13 protein-coding genes are annotated in these 15,767 nt (G+C 71.0%); 6 read left to right on the top strand and 7 right to left on the bottom strand.

From position 1 onward, the window contains the following. The first annotated feature begins 11 nt into the window (after positions 1–11). Both IH54_RS0126405 and IH54_RS0126410 read left to right on the top strand, forming a co-directional pair. Complete coding sequence (locus tag IH54_RS0126405; protein ID WP_052397889.1) at positions 12–1,061, top strand: ABC transporter ATP-binding protein; 1,050 nt, start codon at positions 12–14, stop codon at positions 1,059–1,061. Next, complete coding sequence (locus IH54_RS0126410; RefSeq protein WP_052397890.1) at positions 1,030–2,121, top strand: ABC transporter ATP-binding protein; 1,092 nt, start codon at positions 1,030–1,032, stop codon at positions 2,119–2,121. The genes IH54_RS0126405 and IH54_RS0126410 overlap by 32 nt, the downstream gene beginning before the upstream one ends. 46 nt (positions 2,122–2,167) lie before the next feature. Here IH54_RS0126410 and IH54_RS0126415 read toward each other — a convergent pair whose 3' ends face one another. The 6 genes from IH54_RS0126415 to IH54_RS0126440 all read right to left on the bottom strand — a co-directional run bounded on the left by IH54_RS0126415 (position 2,168) and on the right by IH54_RS0126440 (position 11,028). Next, a complete protein-coding gene (locus IH54_RS0126415; RefSeq protein ID WP_031521361.1) occupies positions 2,168–3,343 on the bottom strand; it encodes an ABC transporter ATP-binding protein in 1,176 nt (391 codons plus the stop codon). 21 nt (positions 3,344–3,364) lie between these two features. Then, positions 3,365–4,426, bottom strand: a complete 1,062-nt coding sequence (locus IH54_RS0126420) for an ABC transporter ATP-binding protein (protein ID WP_031521363.1) — start codon at positions 4,424–4,426, stop codon at positions 3,365–3,367. A 10-nt stretch (positions 4,427–4,436) separates the two neighbouring features. Further along, positions 4,437–5,414 (bottom strand): ABC transporter permease, encoded by a 978-nt coding sequence (locus IH54_RS0126425; RefSeq protein WP_031521366.1) that lies wholly within the window; start codon positions 5,412–5,414, stop codon positions 4,437–4,439. A gap of 139 nt (positions 5,415–5,553) precedes the next feature. Continuing rightward, a complete protein-coding gene (locus IH54_RS0126430) occupies positions 5,554–7,356 on the bottom strand; it encodes an ABC transporter substrate-binding protein (protein WP_043182312.1) in 1,803 nt (600 codons plus the stop codon). A 99-nt stretch (positions 7,357–7,455) separates the two neighbouring features. Then, complete coding sequence (locus tag IH54_RS0126435; protein WP_031521370.1) at positions 7,456–8,481, bottom strand: ABC transporter permease; 1,026 nt, start codon at positions 8,479–8,481, stop codon at positions 7,456–7,458. A 405-nt stretch (positions 8,482–8,886) separates the two neighbouring features. After that, positions 8,887–11,028, bottom strand: a complete 2,142-nt coding sequence (locus tag IH54_RS0126440; RefSeq protein WP_031521373.1) for a S9 family peptidase — start codon at positions 11,026–11,028, stop codon at positions 8,887–8,889. 263 nt (positions 11,029–11,291) lie between these two features. On the opposite strand from IH54_RS0126440, the gene IH54_RS0126445 reads away from it, so the two are divergent. The 4 genes from IH54_RS0126445 (at position 11,292) to IH54_RS43620 (ending at position 15,401) form a co-directional block, all read left to right on the top strand. Next, a complete protein-coding gene (locus IH54_RS0126445) occupies positions 11,292–11,486 on the top strand; it encodes a hypothetical protein (RefSeq protein WP_031521375.1) in 195 nt (64 codons plus the stop codon). A 31-nt stretch (positions 11,487–11,517) separates the two neighbouring features. Further along, positions 11,518–12,516: an N-acetyl-1-D-myo-inositol-2-amino-2-deoxy-alpha-D-glucopyranoside deacetylase gene (gene mshB, locus IH54_RS0126450; protein ID WP_052397891.1), complete on the top strand. Its 999-nt coding sequence runs from the start codon at positions 11,518–11,520 to the stop codon at positions 12,514–12,516. Continuing rightward, complete coding sequence (locus IH54_RS0126455) at positions 12,513–12,881, top strand: DUF6113 family protein (RefSeq protein ID WP_031521380.1); 369 nt, start codon at positions 12,513–12,515, stop codon at positions 12,879–12,881. Before mshB ends, IH54_RS0126455 begins: the two co-directional genes overlap by 4 nt. A 153-nt stretch (positions 12,882–13,034) precedes the next feature. Continuing rightward, positions 13,035–15,401 (top strand): hypothetical protein, encoded by a 2,367-nt coding sequence (locus tag IH54_RS43620; protein WP_043182314.1) that lies wholly within the window; start codon positions 13,035–13,037, stop codon positions 15,399–15,401. A gap of 39 nt (positions 15,402–15,440) precedes the next feature. On the opposite strand, the gene IH54_RS0126465 is transcribed toward IH54_RS43620, so the two are convergent. Then, positions 15,441–15,764: a histidine kinase dimerization/phosphoacceptor domain-containing protein gene (locus IH54_RS0126465; protein ID WP_031521384.1), complete on the bottom strand. Its 324-nt coding sequence runs from the start codon at positions 15,762–15,764 to the stop codon at positions 15,441–15,443. Positions 15,765–15,767 lie beyond the last annotated feature (3 nt).

A 15,767-nucleotide genomic window follows, 5' to 3' on the forward strand; every position in this document is an offset into this window, starting at 1 on the left:
GCGACAACACCATGGCCACCAGTGTCGAGACGATCACCGAGCCCGGCGGGACCGAGAGCGGCCCGCTGCTGGACGTGCAGAACCTGCACGTGGAATTCCGCACCCGGGAGGGGACCGCCAAGGCCGTCAACGGCGTGGAGTACTCCGTCGACGCGGGGGAGACGCTCGCGGTGCTCGGCGAGTCCGGGTCGGGCAAGTCCGTCACCGCCCAGGCCATCATGGGCATCCTGGACTCGCCGCCGGGCTTCGTCACCCAGGGCAGGATCGTCTTCCGCGGCCAGGACCTGCTGACGATGGGCGGCGAGGAGCGCCGCAAGGTCCGCGGCGCCCGGATGGCGATGATCTTCCAGGACGCGCTGTCCTCGCTCAACCCCGTCCTCACCGTGGGTGAGCAGCTGGGCGAGATGTTCACCGTCCACCGGGGCATGTCCCGCAAGGAGGCCCGCGCCAAGGCGGTGGAGCTGATGGAGCGGGTGCGCATCCCGGCGGCCAAGGAGCGCGTGCGCAGCTACCCGCACCAGTTCTCCGGCGGTATGCGGCAGCGCGTCATGATCGCCATGGCGATGGCACTGGAACCCGAACTCATCATCGCCGACGAGCCCACCACCGCGCTCGACGTCACCGTGCAGGCCCAGGTCATGGACCTGCTCGCGGAGCTGCAGCGCGAGTACAACATGGGCCTGATCCTCATCACCCACGACCTGGGCGTCGTCGCCGACGTCGCCGACAAGATCGCGGTGATGTACGCGGGCCGGATCGTGGAGAGCTCCCCGGTCCACGACATCTACCGCGCGCCCGCGCACCCGTACACCAAGGGCCTGCTCGACTCGATCCCGCGGGTCGACCAGAAGGGCCAGGAGCTGTACGCGATCAAGGGCCTGCCGCCCAACCTGCTGCACATTCCGCCCGGCTGCGCCTTCAACCCCCGCTGCCCGATGGCGCAGGAGGTGTGCCGCACCGAGGTCCCGCCGCTCTACCGGGTCAGCCAGGACCGGGCCAGCGCCTGCCACTTCTGGAAGGAGTGCCTCGGTGACGACCGCCCCGCAGCCGACAAGGCCTGAGCCGTCCGCGTCCGGTTCGCCGGGCCGCGAGCCGATCCTGTCGGTCCGCGGCCTGGTCAAGCACTTCCCGCTGACGCAGGGGATCATCTTCAAGAAGCAGGTCGGTGCGGTCCAGGCGGTCGACGGGGTGAACTTCGACCTCTACCCGGGCGAGACGCTCGGCATCGTGGGCGAGTCCGGCTGCGGCAAGTCCACCGTGGCCAAGCTGCTGATGAACCTGGAGGAGCCCACCAGGGGCGAGATCATCTACCGCGGCGAGGACATCAGCAAGCTGTCGGGCCGCGCCCTGAAGGCGGTGCGCCGCAACATCCAGATGGTCTTCCAGGACCCCTACACCTCGCTGAACCCGCGGATGACGGTCGGCGACATCATCGGCGAACCCTTCGAGATCCACTCCGACGTGGTCCCCAAGGCGCAGCGGCGCAAGCGCGTCCAGGAGCTGCTGGACGTGGTCGGCCTCAACCCGGAGTACATCAACCGCTATCCGCACCAGTTCTCCGGCGGCCAGCGGCAGCGCATCGGCATCGCCCGCGGGCTCGCGCTGCGGCCGGAGATCATCGTGGCGGACGAGCCGGTCTCGGCCCTCGACGTCTCCGTGCAGGCGCAGGTGATCAACCTGATGGAGAAGCTGCAGGACGAGTTCGACCTGTCGTACATGTTCATCGCGCACGACCTGTCGATCGTCCGGCACATCTCCGACCGGGTCGGGGTCATGTACCTCGGCAAGATCGTCGAGCTGGGCGGGGACGCCGAGATCTACGAGCACCCGACCCACCCCTACACCCAGGCGCTGCTGTCGGCGGTGCCGGTGCCCAACCCCGAGGCGCGCGAGCACCGCGAGCGGATCATCCTCACCGGGGACGTGCCCTCGCCGGCCGACCCGCCGTCCGGCTGCCGCTTCCGCACCCGCTGCTGGAAGGCGCAGGAGCGCTGCGTGGTGGAGGAGCCGCTGCTCGCGGTGCCGGAGGTCTTCCGCGGCACCGCGGGCCCGGCCGAGCACCCGTCGGCCTGCCACTTCGCGGAGGAGAAGATCGTCGTCCCGCCGGAGAACCGGGAGTGAGGCGGGAGTGACGCGGGGCAGGCCCTGAGATCCGTACGGCGCCGCGTCAGGGGCGATCCGAGTGGTCCTCCAGCGCCACGAGGGACGGGTCCAGCACCACGTCCTCCGTACGGCCGGTCACCGTCGGGTCCTCCGGGTGGTGGCACGCCGTCAGGTGCCCCTCGTCCGCGCCGTCGAGCCGGACCAGCGGCGGCTCCTCCTCCGCGCACAGCTTCGTGGCCTTCCAGCACCGGGTGCGGAAGTGGCAGCCGGACGGCGGGTTGATCGGCGAGGGCACGTCGCCGGCGAGCCGGATCCGGCTCTTGCGCTCGGGCCGCGCGCTCCCGTCGGGGGTCTCCCACAGCGGCTCCACCTCGGGCACCGCCGACAGCAGCGCATGGGTGTAGGGGTGCCGGGGCCGCAGGTAGATGGAGTCGCGGTCGCCGACCTCCACGATCTTGCCGAGGTACATCACCGCGAGCCGCTCCGAGAAGTGCCGGACGACCGCCAGGTCGTGCGCGATGAAGACGAACGCGATGCCCAGCTCGCGCTGCACGTGCTGGAGCAGATTGACCACCTGCGCCTGGATCGACACGTCCAGCGCGGAGACCGGCTCGTCGGCCACGATCAGCTTGGGCTCCAGGGCGAGCGCCCGGGCGACCCCGATACGCTGCCGCTGGCCGCCGGAGAACTCGTGCGGGAAGCGGTTGTAGTGCTCCGGGTTGAGCCCGACCGTCTCCAGCAGCTCGCGCACCCGCTGGTCCCGGCCGCCGGGCGGGTCGATGCCGTTGATCTCCATCGGGCCGCGGATGATCGTGCCGACGGTCTGCCGCGGGTTCAGCGACGAGTACGGGTCCTGGAAGATCATCTGGATCTCGGACCTGACCGGCGCGAGCTCCTTGCGGTCGGCGTGCGTGATGTCCCGCCCGCGGTAGGTGATGCTGCCTGCGGTGGGCTCCAGCAGCCGGGTGATCAGCCGCCCGGTGGTCGACTTGCCGCAGCCCGACTCGCCGACCAGGCCGAAGCTCTCGCCCGCCCGTACCGACAGGTCGACCCCGTCGACCGCCTTGACCGCGCCTATCTGCCGCCTGATGGGGAAGCCGCCCATCACCGGGAAGTGCTTGGCCAGCCCGCGGACCTCCAGCAGCGTCTCGCGCGCCGTCCCGTCCCCGGCCTGCTCTGCCGCCGGGCTGGTGTCCGCAGCGCCCTCTGCGTCTTTGGACAGTGAGATGTCGTTGCTCATGTGGATGCCTGCCCTGGTGAGTCAGCCGAGCCGCGGCTGAATCGTCTCGATGAACACGGACCGCTTCTGCTCGTCCTTCAGATGGCACGCCGAGCCGCGCCCGGCCGGCAGGTCCGGCCGCACCGAGGCGCACCGCCCGCCGCCGACCAGGTCGGTGAAGCCGCACCGCGGGTGGAAGGCGCAGCCCGGCGGCGGCGCCAGCAGGCTGGGCGGCGAGCCCGGGATGGGCGTGAGCGGCTCGGAGACGTCCGACCCCAGCCGCGGCATCGAGCCCAGCAGGCCCCAGGTGTAGGGGTGCTGCGGCGCCGTCAGCAACTCGCGTACCGAGCCGCGCTCGACGGCCCGGCCCGCGTACATCACCAGCAGGTCGTCGGCGACCTTGGACACCACGCCGAGGTCGTGGGTGATCAGGATGATCGCGGAGCCGAACTCCTGCTGGAGGTCCTTGAGCAGATCCAGGATCTGCGCCTGCACGGTCACGTCCAGGGCCGTCGTCGGCTCGTCGGCGATCAGCAGGTCCGGGTCGCACACCAGCGCCATCGCGATCATCGCGCGCTGCCGCATGCCGCCGGAGAACTGGTGCGGGTAGTCGTCCACCCGCATTCTGGGCTGCGGGATGCCGACCTTCTCCAGCATCTCGATGGCCCGCTCCCGCCCCTCCCGCTTGCTGGCCCCGCGGTGCTTGACGTACGGCTCGGCGATCTGCCGGCCGATCGTGTAGTACGGCGAAAGCGCGGTGAGCGAGTCCTGGAAGATCATCGCCATCTTGTTGCCGCGCAGCTTCTCCAGCGTGCGGTTGGACGCCCCGGTCAGCTCCTGGCCGTCCAGCACGATCTCGCCGGCGACCTCGGTGGTGGACGGGTTGTGCAGGCCGAGCACGGTCAGGTTGGTCACCGACTTGCCCGAGCCCGACTCGCCGACGATGCCCAGCGTCTGGCCGCGCTCCAGGTCGAACGACAGCCCGTCGACGGCCTTGACGACGCCGTCCTCGGTGGAGAAGCGCACGTGCAGGTCGCGCACGGACAAGAACGCGTCGGTGCTGCCCGCCGGGACGGCGTCCTCCGGTTTGGTCATGGTGGTCACTGCCGGTCTCCTAGGACAGCCGGATGCGCGGGTCGATGAAGGCGTAGACGGCGTCCACGATGATGTTGAACAGCACGATCATGAAGGCGCTGAAGAGCATGACGCCCATCAGCATGGGCAGGTCGGTATGGCTCACCGACTGGAGTGCCAGCTGCCCCAGTCCGCTGAGCTGGAAGGTGTACTCGGTGATCATCGCGCCGCCCAGCAGGGACCCCAGGTCGATGCCGAGGATCGTCACGATCGGGATGAGCGAGCCCCGCCAGGCGTAGCGGAAGAAGACGTATCTGCTGGACATGCCCTTGGCGCGGGCGGTGCGGACATGCTCCTCCTGGAGCTGCTCCAGCATCGTCGAGCGCGCCATGCGGGTGTAGTTCGCCGTGAACAGGATCGACAGCACGCACCACGGGATCAGCAGCCCGTTGAACCAGGACACCGGATTCTGCGTCAGCGGCACGTACTTGGGCTGGTCCAGGATGTGGTTGTTCCAGACCACCAGCGCCAGCACCAGCGGGCCGACGAAGTAGATCTGCATCGAGCTGAGCACGAGCGAGGCGGAGCTGAACGTCTTGTCGATCAGGGTGCCGCGCTTCCAGGCGGCCAGCATGCCGGTGCCGAGGCCGAAGAGGAGGAAGACCACCATGGCGCCCGCGGCGAGCGAGAGCGTCGTGGGCAGCCGGTCCATCAGGGTCGGCCACACCGGCTCGCTCGTGGCGAAGGAGTAGCCGAAGCACGGGGCCGGGCACGCGCCGGCCGGGAAGTGGTGGCCGGTGAAGATCCGCACCATGAACAGGTAGTACTGCACCGGCACCGGGTGGTCGAGGCCCAGGTTGTGGTGGATGATCTTCAGATTGTCCGGCGTGCAGTTCTTGCCGCAGGACAGCAGGGCGGGGTCGTGCGGTATCGCGAAGAACAGGAAGAAGGTGAAGGCGCTGATGAACAGCAGAATGACCACAGCGCCGAGCGTCCGGCGGACGAGGAATCGAAGCATGGCGGTCGCAGCTCTCTGAGGACGGGCGGCGGTGGACCGGAGGACCGGGTGCTGAGGCGCCCCGGTGGGGCCGGGCGACTGCCCGGCCCCACCGCGGCGTTGCGCCGGACGGCTTTGCGGCTGTACGGCTGTGCGGCTGCTACGGCTTGAGGAAGAGCTTCGTGCAGTCGATGCCCGACCACATGTTGTTGTAGACGGCGCCGCCGACCTTGGAGCCGAACAGCTGGAGCTGCTTGTAGTAGACGGTCGGCACGGCCGGGATCACCTTGGTGGTGATGTAGGTGTTCAGGTCGAACCAGGCCTTCTGCGCGGCCGCCGGGTCCGTCATCGCCGAGATCTTGTCGATCTGGCTGTTGATGTACGGGTCGTTGACGTGCGAGTAGTTGGGCGCCTGGTCGGCGATCGTGCGGCCGTCGAAGACCGGCGGAATGACGGTGGAGGCGCTCGGCCAGTCCGCGCCCCACGCCGAGGCGTAGATGTCGTACTGGTTGTCGACCTTGCCGATCAGGTCGTAGTACGTGTCCGACGGGAGTTCCTTGCGCTGCACGTCGAAGCCCGCGGCCTTCAGCGCGGCGGCGATGGCCACCGAGTACTGCTGGCCCTGCGTGGTGTTGACGTACGCGTAGGTGATCTTCGTGTTGACCTTGCCCGCGTCGGTGAGGATCTTCTTGGCGGCCGCGGCGTCACCGTTGGGGTTGGCGATCTTCCCCAGCGGGTCGGACTTCTGGTAGCCCGCCAGCGCGGGGCTGAGGAAGCCGCCCGCGTACTCCGCGCCGTACTCGGCGCCGAGCGCCTGGTAGACCGGCTTGGTCGGGATCGCCAGCGCGAGTGCCTTGCGGACGTTGAGGTCCGTGATCCGCTTCATGTTGAAGTTGATCTGCCCGGTGAACGGCTGGTAGCCGGCCACCGTGCGCTTGTAGATCGACGGGGTGCCCACCACGGTCGGGGTGTTGTCCGTGTCGACGGCGTTGGAGAAGCTCACCGACGTCTGGTTCTCACCCGCGTCGGACATCATCCGCTTGGTGGAGTCCTCGTACTGGTGGTTGAACGTGATCGCGAAGGAGTCCACGTACTGGTGCCGCGACGAGTCGCTGTTCGGGTCCCAGTTGGGGTTCTTCACCAGGGTCATCGACTTGCCCTGGTTGAAGTCCTTGATCATGTAGGGACCGGAGGCGACCGGGGCCTTGTCGTACGCCTGCTTGGTGTCCTTCGCGGAGTCCACGACCGCGTAGCCGGGCAGCGCGAACAGGTACGGGGTGTCGGGCTGGGGCTTGGTGAAGTGGAAGACGACCGTCTTCTCGTCCGGCGTCGACAGAAGGGTGTCCGGCAGGTGCTGGCCGTTGTACGGGCCGGCCGGCAGCAGCTTGCGGTAGTCGGTGCCGCTGGTGTTGGCCAGCCACTGCTGGAGGTAGGCCGGGCCGTTGGTGATGAACGGGGCGAACAGCCGCTCCACCGTCCAGCGGATGTCCTTCGACGTGATCGGGGTGCCGTCCTGGAACTTGATGTTGTCCTTCAGGTGGAAGGTCCAGGTCTTGCCGCCGTCGGACTGCTCACCGCTGTTGGTCGCGAGGTCGCCGACGACGGTGTACTTGCCCGCGTTGTCGAGCTTGTACGTCGTCAGGCCGCGGTGGATCAGCGTCGCGAGCTGGTACTCGTTCTGGACGTAGATCTGGCCCGGGTCGAGGTGGGTGTAGCTGTCGCGTTCCAGCACGTTCATCGTGCCGCCGCTGACCGCGCCCGGTACGGGCTCGGCCGGGCCCTTCGACGCGGCGTCGTCGCCGAAGGTGATGGCGCCGGCCAGCTCCTGGGCGCTCTTGCTCTGCTTGGCCTTGGCGTCCTTGTTCTCGGTGGACTTGCCACCACCGCCCCCGCCACTGCTGCACGCGGTCAGGACCAGTGCGCCGGCGGCGACCGCCACCAGCGCGGCCCGCGTTCTACGCATGTAGACTCTCATATCGGTTGTGCACCCCTGTCCTTCGTAACGATGAGCTGGCTGCAAAGCGGTCCTGTGCGGGGCGACGCCGCCCCCGCAGCGGCGTCCCTAACGTGCGGCCTTCGGGTCGAAGGCGTCACGGACCGAATCCCCGAGCAGGTTGAAGGCGACGATGAAGATCACCATCGCGACGCCGGGGAAGAACATGTACGTGATGTCGTTCTGGTAGACGTCCGCGCCGCGGGCGAACATCCGTCCCCAGTCCGGCGTCGGCTCGACGAGCCCGACCCCCAGGAACGACAGTCCGGCTTCCGCGGTGACGAAGGTCGGCAGCATCAGCGTGCTCTGGACCAGAATCGGCGTCACCAGATTCGGCAGCAGCTCTCGGCGCACGATGCGCCACGACGAGGCCCCCGTCACCCGGGCCGCCTCGATGAACTCCCGTTCGCGCAGGCTCAGTACCTGGCCGCGCAGCAGTCGTGCGAGTCCCATCCAGCCGAGGAACCACTGCACGGCGATCAGTGCCACCACTCGCAGGTACGTCGGGGTCTCGTCGGTCGGGCTCACGAAGATCGCCGTGACGACGGGCATCACGGCCACGAAGAACAGCTGGGAGGGGAAGGCCATGAGCAGGTCGGTGACCCGCCCGATGAAGTAGTCCGTCTTGCCCCCGACGTAACCGGCCGTGATGCCCAGCACGATCGCGGTGATCGTCACCACGATGGTCACCGACACCGCGATGAACAGCGAGGTGCGGATGCCGTAGAGAAGCTGGGTGAACACGTCCCGGCCGAGGGTCGGCTCGATGCCGAACCAGAAGCGCCCGCTGATCCCGCCGTTCGGGGCGATCGGGTATCCGAAGTCGTCCAGCAGGCCCGGTTCGTGCTGCCCGTAGAGCGTGTACGGGTCCTTGCCGTAGAGCTTGGCTATGAGCGGCGCGCAGATACCGATCACGAAGAAGAAGGCGACGATGTAAGCCGAAATCACCCCGGCGCGGTCGCGTTTGAAACGGCGCCACATCAGCTGCCCCGGCGACCGCCCCGCCAGTTCGGGGGCGACCGCGGGCAGGGCGTCGCTGATCTCGCCCGGTTCGCCGGGCGGTTCGGAGACGGTGGTCTCGGTGGAACTCGTCATCGCGATGGCCCCCGCTGGTGCGTCACTGATGAGCAGATGGCTTGGGACTCCCTCGACGGGTGGACGTCGTGAGTTGCCGGGACTGTCGCAATGAAAGCAAGTTGCAGTCAAGGGGGCGTGGAGGGAAGAAAGCGTGATCGTCCGCTTCTTGAGCGAAGATTGAGCAGATCGTCTTCCGGGCGTGCTTGACAGCCTCCCGCCGGGGGAGACATGTACGACTTGACGGGACGAATCGTGTTTACGCGCGCGCAACACGGCCGAGGCATGACCGATATACGGACCGGGTTTCCTGCTCTGCGTGGCACCGGTGGGGGTGCGCGCCCGGTGGTCGGCCGAGAGGTTTCCCCTGAGGCGGCGCCGCCGCCCGGGGGTGTAACACCAGCCCCATCCGTAACTTGCGGGTTCTTACGGCCTGAGGGAGCGGTTCAGGAAGGCCACCTGCAGGCGGAGGAGGTTTTCGGCGACCTCTTCCTGGGGAGTCATGTGCGTGATCCCGCCCGAGAGCGGCAAAACCTCGTGCGGCCGCCCCGCGGCCAAGAGCGCGGTGGAAAGCCGCAGCGTATTCGCGACCAGTACATTGTCGTCCGCGAAGCCGTGAATGATCATCAGCGGGCGGGCGGGTTCCGCGAGTTGGGGAATACCCTCGGACGTCACGACGGAATTCGCGTCGTAGGCCGCGCCCTGCTCCTGCGGGAGTCCCAGATAACGCTCGGTGTAATGCGTGTCGTAGAGCCGCTGGTCCGTCAGCGGCGCACCGGCGATGCCGGCGTGGAAGACGTCGGGGCGGCGCAGCACCGCGAGTGAGGCGAGGGTGCCGCCGAAGGACCAGCCGCGGATCGCGACCCGGGAGAGATCCAGCGGGAAGGACTCGGCGAGCGCGTGCAGCGCGTCGATCTGGTCCTCCAGGACGACCTCGGCGAGCCGCCCGCCGCTGATCGCCTTCTCCCATGCGGGGGAGCGGCCCGGGGTGCCGCGGCCGTCGGCGACGACCACCGCGAAACCCTGGTCGGCGAACCACTGCGAGACCAGGTACGGGTCGTGCGCCGCGGTGACGCGCTGGCCGTGCGGGCCGCCGTAAGGGTCCATCAGCACCGGCAGCGGGCCGTCGCCTTCGCTGTGGCCGGCCGGCAGCAGGACCGCACAGGGGATGCGCCGCTTGCCGGCCTCGGTCAGCCGGACCCGCGCGGTGAGCGACGGGGCTTGCGCGTACGAGGCGATCTCCGCGACCTCGGTGCCCCCGCGCAGCACCCGGGTGCGGACGCCGGAGCGGCCGGGCAGTGACGAGGTCAGCACGGTGACCGCGCCCGCGCGCACCGCGGAGTGCACGCCGGGCTCGCCGGTGACACGGACCGGGCCCTCGGCCGTCACCCGGTAGACATGGATCTCGCCTGTCTCCGCCTCCTCGGCCTCCGCTCCGGCCGAGGCGCTGACCAGCACGTCCTCGCCGTCCGCGGCCAGCACGGCACGCGGGTGCAGCCGGCCGTCCGTCCACGGCTTCCCGTCGGCCGTCAGGACGCGGGCGCCGTCGGTGTCGGTGATCCGCAGCAGCGTCCCGTCCGGGCGCAGGGCCGGTACGCCGGGGAAAAGATCAAGCCAATCTCGATCTTCCTCGGCTGCCGCGAGGGTCGTCGCACCCGATTCCGTGTCGACCGTCAGGTAGTGCTGGGCGCGCTGCTCGCGCGTCTGGACCAGGAGCAAGGGCGCCCCGGCCGCCGTCCAGTGCACGGCCGCGAGGTACGGGAAGCGCTCGCGGTCCCACGTCACCTCGCGGCGGGTGCCGTCCAGGCCGAGCAGCCACAGCGTCACCTCGGCGTTGGCCGTGCCCGCCGCGGGATAGGCCATCTCGACCGGTGCGCGGTCCGGATGGGCGGGCTCGGACAGCCAGCGCCGGGCCACCCCGGACTCGTCCACCCGGGCAGTCAGCACCGCCGAGCCGTCCGGCGCCCACCAGAAGCCGCGGTGCCGCCCCATCTCCTCGGCGGCGACGAACTCCGCGAGGCCCCACGTCACTTCCTCCCCGTCCGGCTCGGCCAGCGCGCGGCCGCCCGACCCGTCCGCGGCCACCACCCGCAGCGCGCCGCCCGCCGAGAACGCCACCCAGCGCCCGTCCGGCGAGGGCCGCGGGTCCACCACGGGGCCGGGCACCGGCAACTCCCGTGGGACGCCGCCCCCTTCCGCCAGCCCCACCGTGAACAGCCGCCCGGACAGCGCGAAGGCGGCGGTCGTCACCTCGGCGTCCACCGCGTAGGCCACGACGCCCGCCGAGGACTGCCGGCTGCGCTCCCTGCGGGCCCGCTCGGCCGCGGGCAGCTCCTCCTCGGAGCCGCCCAGCAGCGCCACCGGGTCGGCCGCGACCCGCTCCCGTACCGCCCCGCCCTCGGCGGCGGGCAGCTCCAGCACCCACAGCAGCTGCGCGGTGTCCGTGCCCGTGCGCGAGCGCAGGAAGACCACCCGTCTCCCGTCCGGCGCCACGGTGAACGCCCGCGGCACCCCGAGGGTGAACCGCTGTGTCCGCGCGTGCTGCCGAGGGAATGAGAGGTACGTCATATCCGTGACAGTAGGGGGTGGGTCCGACAACCGCCCCCGGATTTCGGTGCGACACCGCCGCGAGCCACCCGACCTGCGGCGCTACCCGAGGGGCCGGGCACGGGAGGCGGCACCGCGGTGGCTGGATCTGGTCATGCGCCCCCCAGTGCTTCCGTGCTCCGACCTATGCGGTCGCACGGAAAGTTATGATCCGTTGCCATGGGTGGGTAATAAGCATGTGGCAACTGACATGACCCCTGCGTCGTACCTGGAGGTGAGCCGCTGTGGCACTCTCGATTTCGGCGGTGCTGCTGCTGCTGATCATCGTGGTCCTGCTGATCCGACGGTCCGGGTTGAAGTGGGGCCACGCCGTGGCGTGCACACTGCTGGGCTTTTACCTGGCGAGTTCGTCCTGGGCTCCGCAGATCAACGATCTCACCAACAACGTCGCGGGGATGATCTCCGACATCAAGTTCTGAGCGCCCCCGGCGGGAGTCGTAGGCTTCCGCCATGACCGACCGAACCACCCCGTCCGCGCGTCCCGCGCGCCGGTTGCTGCTCGTCCACGCCCACCCGGACGACGAGACGATCAACAACGGCGCCACCATGGCGAAGTACGCGGCCGAAGGCGCCCTCGTCACCCTGGTCACGTGCACCCTGGGTGAGGAGGGCGAGGTCATTCCGCCCGACCTCGCGCACCTGACGGCGGACCGGGACGACACCCTCGGCGAACACCGCGTCGGCGAACTGGCCGCCGCGATGGCCGAACTGGGCGTCACCGACCACCGCTTCCTCGGCGGCCCCGGCCGCTACCGCGACTCCGGCATGATGGGCGTCGCCCAGAACGAGGTGCCCGGCTGCTTCTGGCAGGCCGACCTGGACGAGGCGGCCGGCCATCTGGCCGAGGTCATCATGGACGTACGCCCGCAGGCGCTCGTCACCTACGACGACAACGGCGGCTACGGCCACCCCGACCACATCCAGGCCCACCGGGTCGCGATGCGCGGTTACGAGCTCGCCGCCGGGCAGGGCCACCGGGTCGACCGGGTCTTCGAGATCTGCACCCCGCGCTCGGCCGTCGAGGAGGGCTTCGCCCGGGTCGCCGCGGCCGGCAAGGACTTCCCCTTCGGCGGCGTCGCGACCCCCGACGACATCCCGGGCGTGGTCGACGACGCGCACGTGAGCGTCGTGATCGACGGCAGCGCGTACGCGGACCGCAAGACCGCGGCGATGCGCGCGCACGCCACCCAGATCGCCGTGGACGGCCCCTTCTTCGCGCTCTCCAACGATCTGGGCCAGCCCTTCTTCAGTACCGAGTGCTACCGCCAGGTGCACGGCGACCCGCTCCCCGGCGCCGCGGCCGGCGCCCCGGTGACCGACCTCTTCGCCCGCAGGCCCGGCGGCAACTCCGGCTCCGGGCCGGGCTCCGGGGCCGGATCGGGCTCCCCGGCCGGCTCCGGCTCCGGCTTCGGCTTCGACGACGACGGCCTCGGTGGAGGTGCCGCGTGACCACCCCTCTCTCCCTGGGCCGGCTCCTCGGCTACCTCGGTCTCGCCGTGCTCGGCGCCCTCGTCGCGCTCGCCGGGGCGCTCGTCCAGGCGGGCCTCTTCCCCGGCGGGCTGCTGCTGAGCCTCGCGGGATGCGTGGCGCTCTTCTACGGCGGCCTGAAGGCCACCGGCAGCCGGGTGGGGGTGGCGGTGCCCGCCGGAATCTGGCTGATCTCGGTGATCCTGCTGAGCACCACCCGGCCCGAGGGCGACTTCCTCTTCGCGGCCGGCGCCGGCTCGTACCTCTACCTGCTGGGCGGCGCCCTGGCCGCCGTGATCTGCGCCACTTTGCCGCAACTGCTGCCATCAGGGGCGAATAGGGCCTGACTTGGCGGGCAGGGGCGAGGCCGTGGTTGGCTGGCCCTGAGCGTTCCGCCCGACCAGGGCCGCCGCTGGCGGCCGGTCGGTATGGTGGGGCCCGCCGGCGAGCCGCAAGCGGGGAACCATGTCGGGCGGCGAAGCACACCGGGAGAGCCTGCTTTGACTCGTGAAACAGACAGTTCGTCCTCCGGGGCACAGGGCCGCGGCGGCGCCGCGTACCCGTCCGGGACGCAGCCGTACGGCAGCCGTCCCTTCCCCTCCCTGCACCCGCAGGAGCGGCCCCGGTCCGCGGACGCAACCGACGACGGCAGCGGCTCCGTCCCCGGCACGGGTTCCGCTTCCGGCACCGGGCCCGAGCCGGGCGCGGGCGAGCCGCCGCTCCCGGACGAGCCCAGGACCGAGACGACGCTGACGACCCGGATCCGCATCAACATCCCCGGGTCGCGGCCGATCCCGCCCGTCGTCGTCCGCACGCCGGTCGACGAGGCCGCCGCTGCCGCGCCGGCCGAGGAGGCGCCCGAGGCCGAGCCGGAGGCCCGGCCCGAGCCGGAGCCCGAGAAGGCCACCAGCGACTGGTTCTCGCCCCGCAAGCCCGTGGCCGCGACCGAGGGCGCCGAGGAAGAAGCGCCGCCGCCTGCCGCGGAGGCCCCCTACGCCGGCGGTGTGCCTTACCTGCCGCCGCCGGTGGGCGGTGCGCCCGGCGAGGCGGAGGCGGCCCGCGGGCCGCACGACACCCCCGCGCAGGGCTTCCCCGCGCCCTTCGCCGGGCAGGCCCCGCCGCCGCCCTTCGGCTCACCCTTCGACACCGGTTCCGTACCGCGCCCGCCCGCGCCCGACACCTCGCCCTTCGCCGCCCGTTCGCCCTACGACACGGCGGCGATGCCCGCGGCCGACGAGGGCCGCTCGCCGTACGACACCGGGTCGATGCCGATTCCGGGTGGCGGGCCTTCGCCGTACGACACGGGGTCGTCGCGGCTGCCCGGCGACGCGCCCTCCCCGTACGACACGGGGTCGACGCGGATCCCGGGTGGCGGGCCTTCGCCGTACGACACGGGGTCGTCGCGGCTGCCCGGTGATGCGCCCTCCCCGTACGACACGGGGTCGACGCGGATCCCGGGTGGCGGGCCTTCGCCGTACGACACGGGTGCGACTCCGGTCGTAGGCGACCCGCAGTCCCCGTACGACACCGGGTCCCACTCCCCGTACGACACCGGGTCGCAGCCGTTCGGGACCGAGGACTTCCCGCCAGGGGTGCCGCGGCCGACGGCTTCCGACCCGGCGAGCGCGAGTTACACCGTGCCTGCCTTCGGCGACACGCTCAGCCCGCCGGACGGCCCGACCGCCGGTCCCGCGACCGGTGCCATGAACGTGCCGCCGCTCACGCCCGACCCCGCGCACACGCCGCCCGGCGGCACCGGGCGGGTGTCCGGCGACACGCTCGTGAGCGGTATCCCCACCGTGCCGCCCGGCGGTCCCCGCGCCCCGCGCCCGGCGGCGCCGCGCAGACCCGAGCCCGACCGCGAGCCGGAGCCCGCCGCCAAGCCCGCCGCGCCCGCGCCCGCTGCGGCCCGGCCGGCGAAGAAGGGCCGCTCCAAGCCCGTGCTGCTGGGCGCCGGCGTGGTCGCCGTACTGGTCCTCGCGTACGGCGCGGGCCTGCTCATGAACCACGCCGACGTGCCCAAGGGCACCACCGCCTTCGGCGTCGACATCGGCAACCAGAACCGCGCCGCCGCGGTCAAGCTGCTCGACGACGCGCTCGGCGACCGCGCCAGCGCGCCCCTCCAGCTCAGCATCGGCGGAACCAGGACGACCCTGAAGCCGTCCGTGGCGGGACTGTCCGTCGACACGGACGCGACCGTGCGGGCCGTCGCGCACGCCGACTACAACCCGGTCTCGGTGATCGGCTCGCTCTTCGGCGGCAGCCGCACCGCGAGTCCCGTCTACGTCATAGACGAGGACAAGCTCAAGGCGGCGCTCCAGACGCTCGCCGGCAAGGGCGACGGCGGCAGCGAGGGCATGGTGCGCTTCGAGGACCACAAGGCGATCGCCGTGCCCGGCAAGGCCCGTCACACCGTCGACGTGGACTCCGCGGCGCAGAAGATCGAGGCGGCCTACCGCACCCGCGTGGAGACCGCGGCGGACCCGGTGGTGGCGCTCGACGCCGGCACCGTCGCCCCGAAGGTCACCCAGGCCGAACTCGACCGCGCCGTCAACGGCTTCGGCAAGACCGCGATGTCCGGCCGGGTGACGGTGCGGGCGGACGCCGCGCACTTCATCTCGTTCGACAACACCCTGCCGCAGTTCCTGACGATGACGGCCGACCCGGAGGGCAAGCTCGCGCCGCACATCGACCTGGTCAAGCTCAAGGAGCTGTACGGCAAGGCCTTCAAGAACGTGAAGCTGGAGCGCGGCGACGGCTCCAAGACCGCCGTCACCCCGCAGGACGTCGCGACCGCCCTCATCCAGGCGCTCCACGCGACCGACCCCGCCGGGCGCACGGTGACCTTCCCGAACGTCGCCCGGTAGGGCCCGGCTCCCAGGGGCGGCCAGAGGCCCGCGGAGGCCTCAGGGGGCCTCTTCCGGCAGGCCCGCGCGGACCTCCGCGAGGGCCTGCCGGCTCACCCGGTGTATGTCGCCGACCTCACGCGCGGCCCGGGCCGGCGAGGCCGCCAGCATCCGGCCCGCCAGCTCGCTCTTGATCGCGATGAGGGCCAGCGCGTGTCCGAGCCCGTCGTGCAGGTCGCGGGCGCGGGCCACCGCCTGCCGGGCCTCGCGCAGCTCGCGTCCCGCCCGGGCCAGCCGCGCGCCCGCCAGCGCGCCGCCGAGCAGCACCGCGCAGGCCGCGGCTGCCCGCATGCCGGCCGCGTGCGGCGGCGTGGGGAGCGTCACGGC

This window comes from Streptomyces sp. NRRL F-5123 (assembly GCF_000721495.1).
In the GTDB taxonomy this organism is placed as follows: domain Bacteria; phylum Actinomycetota; class Actinomycetes; order Streptomycetales; family Streptomycetaceae; genus Actinacidiphila.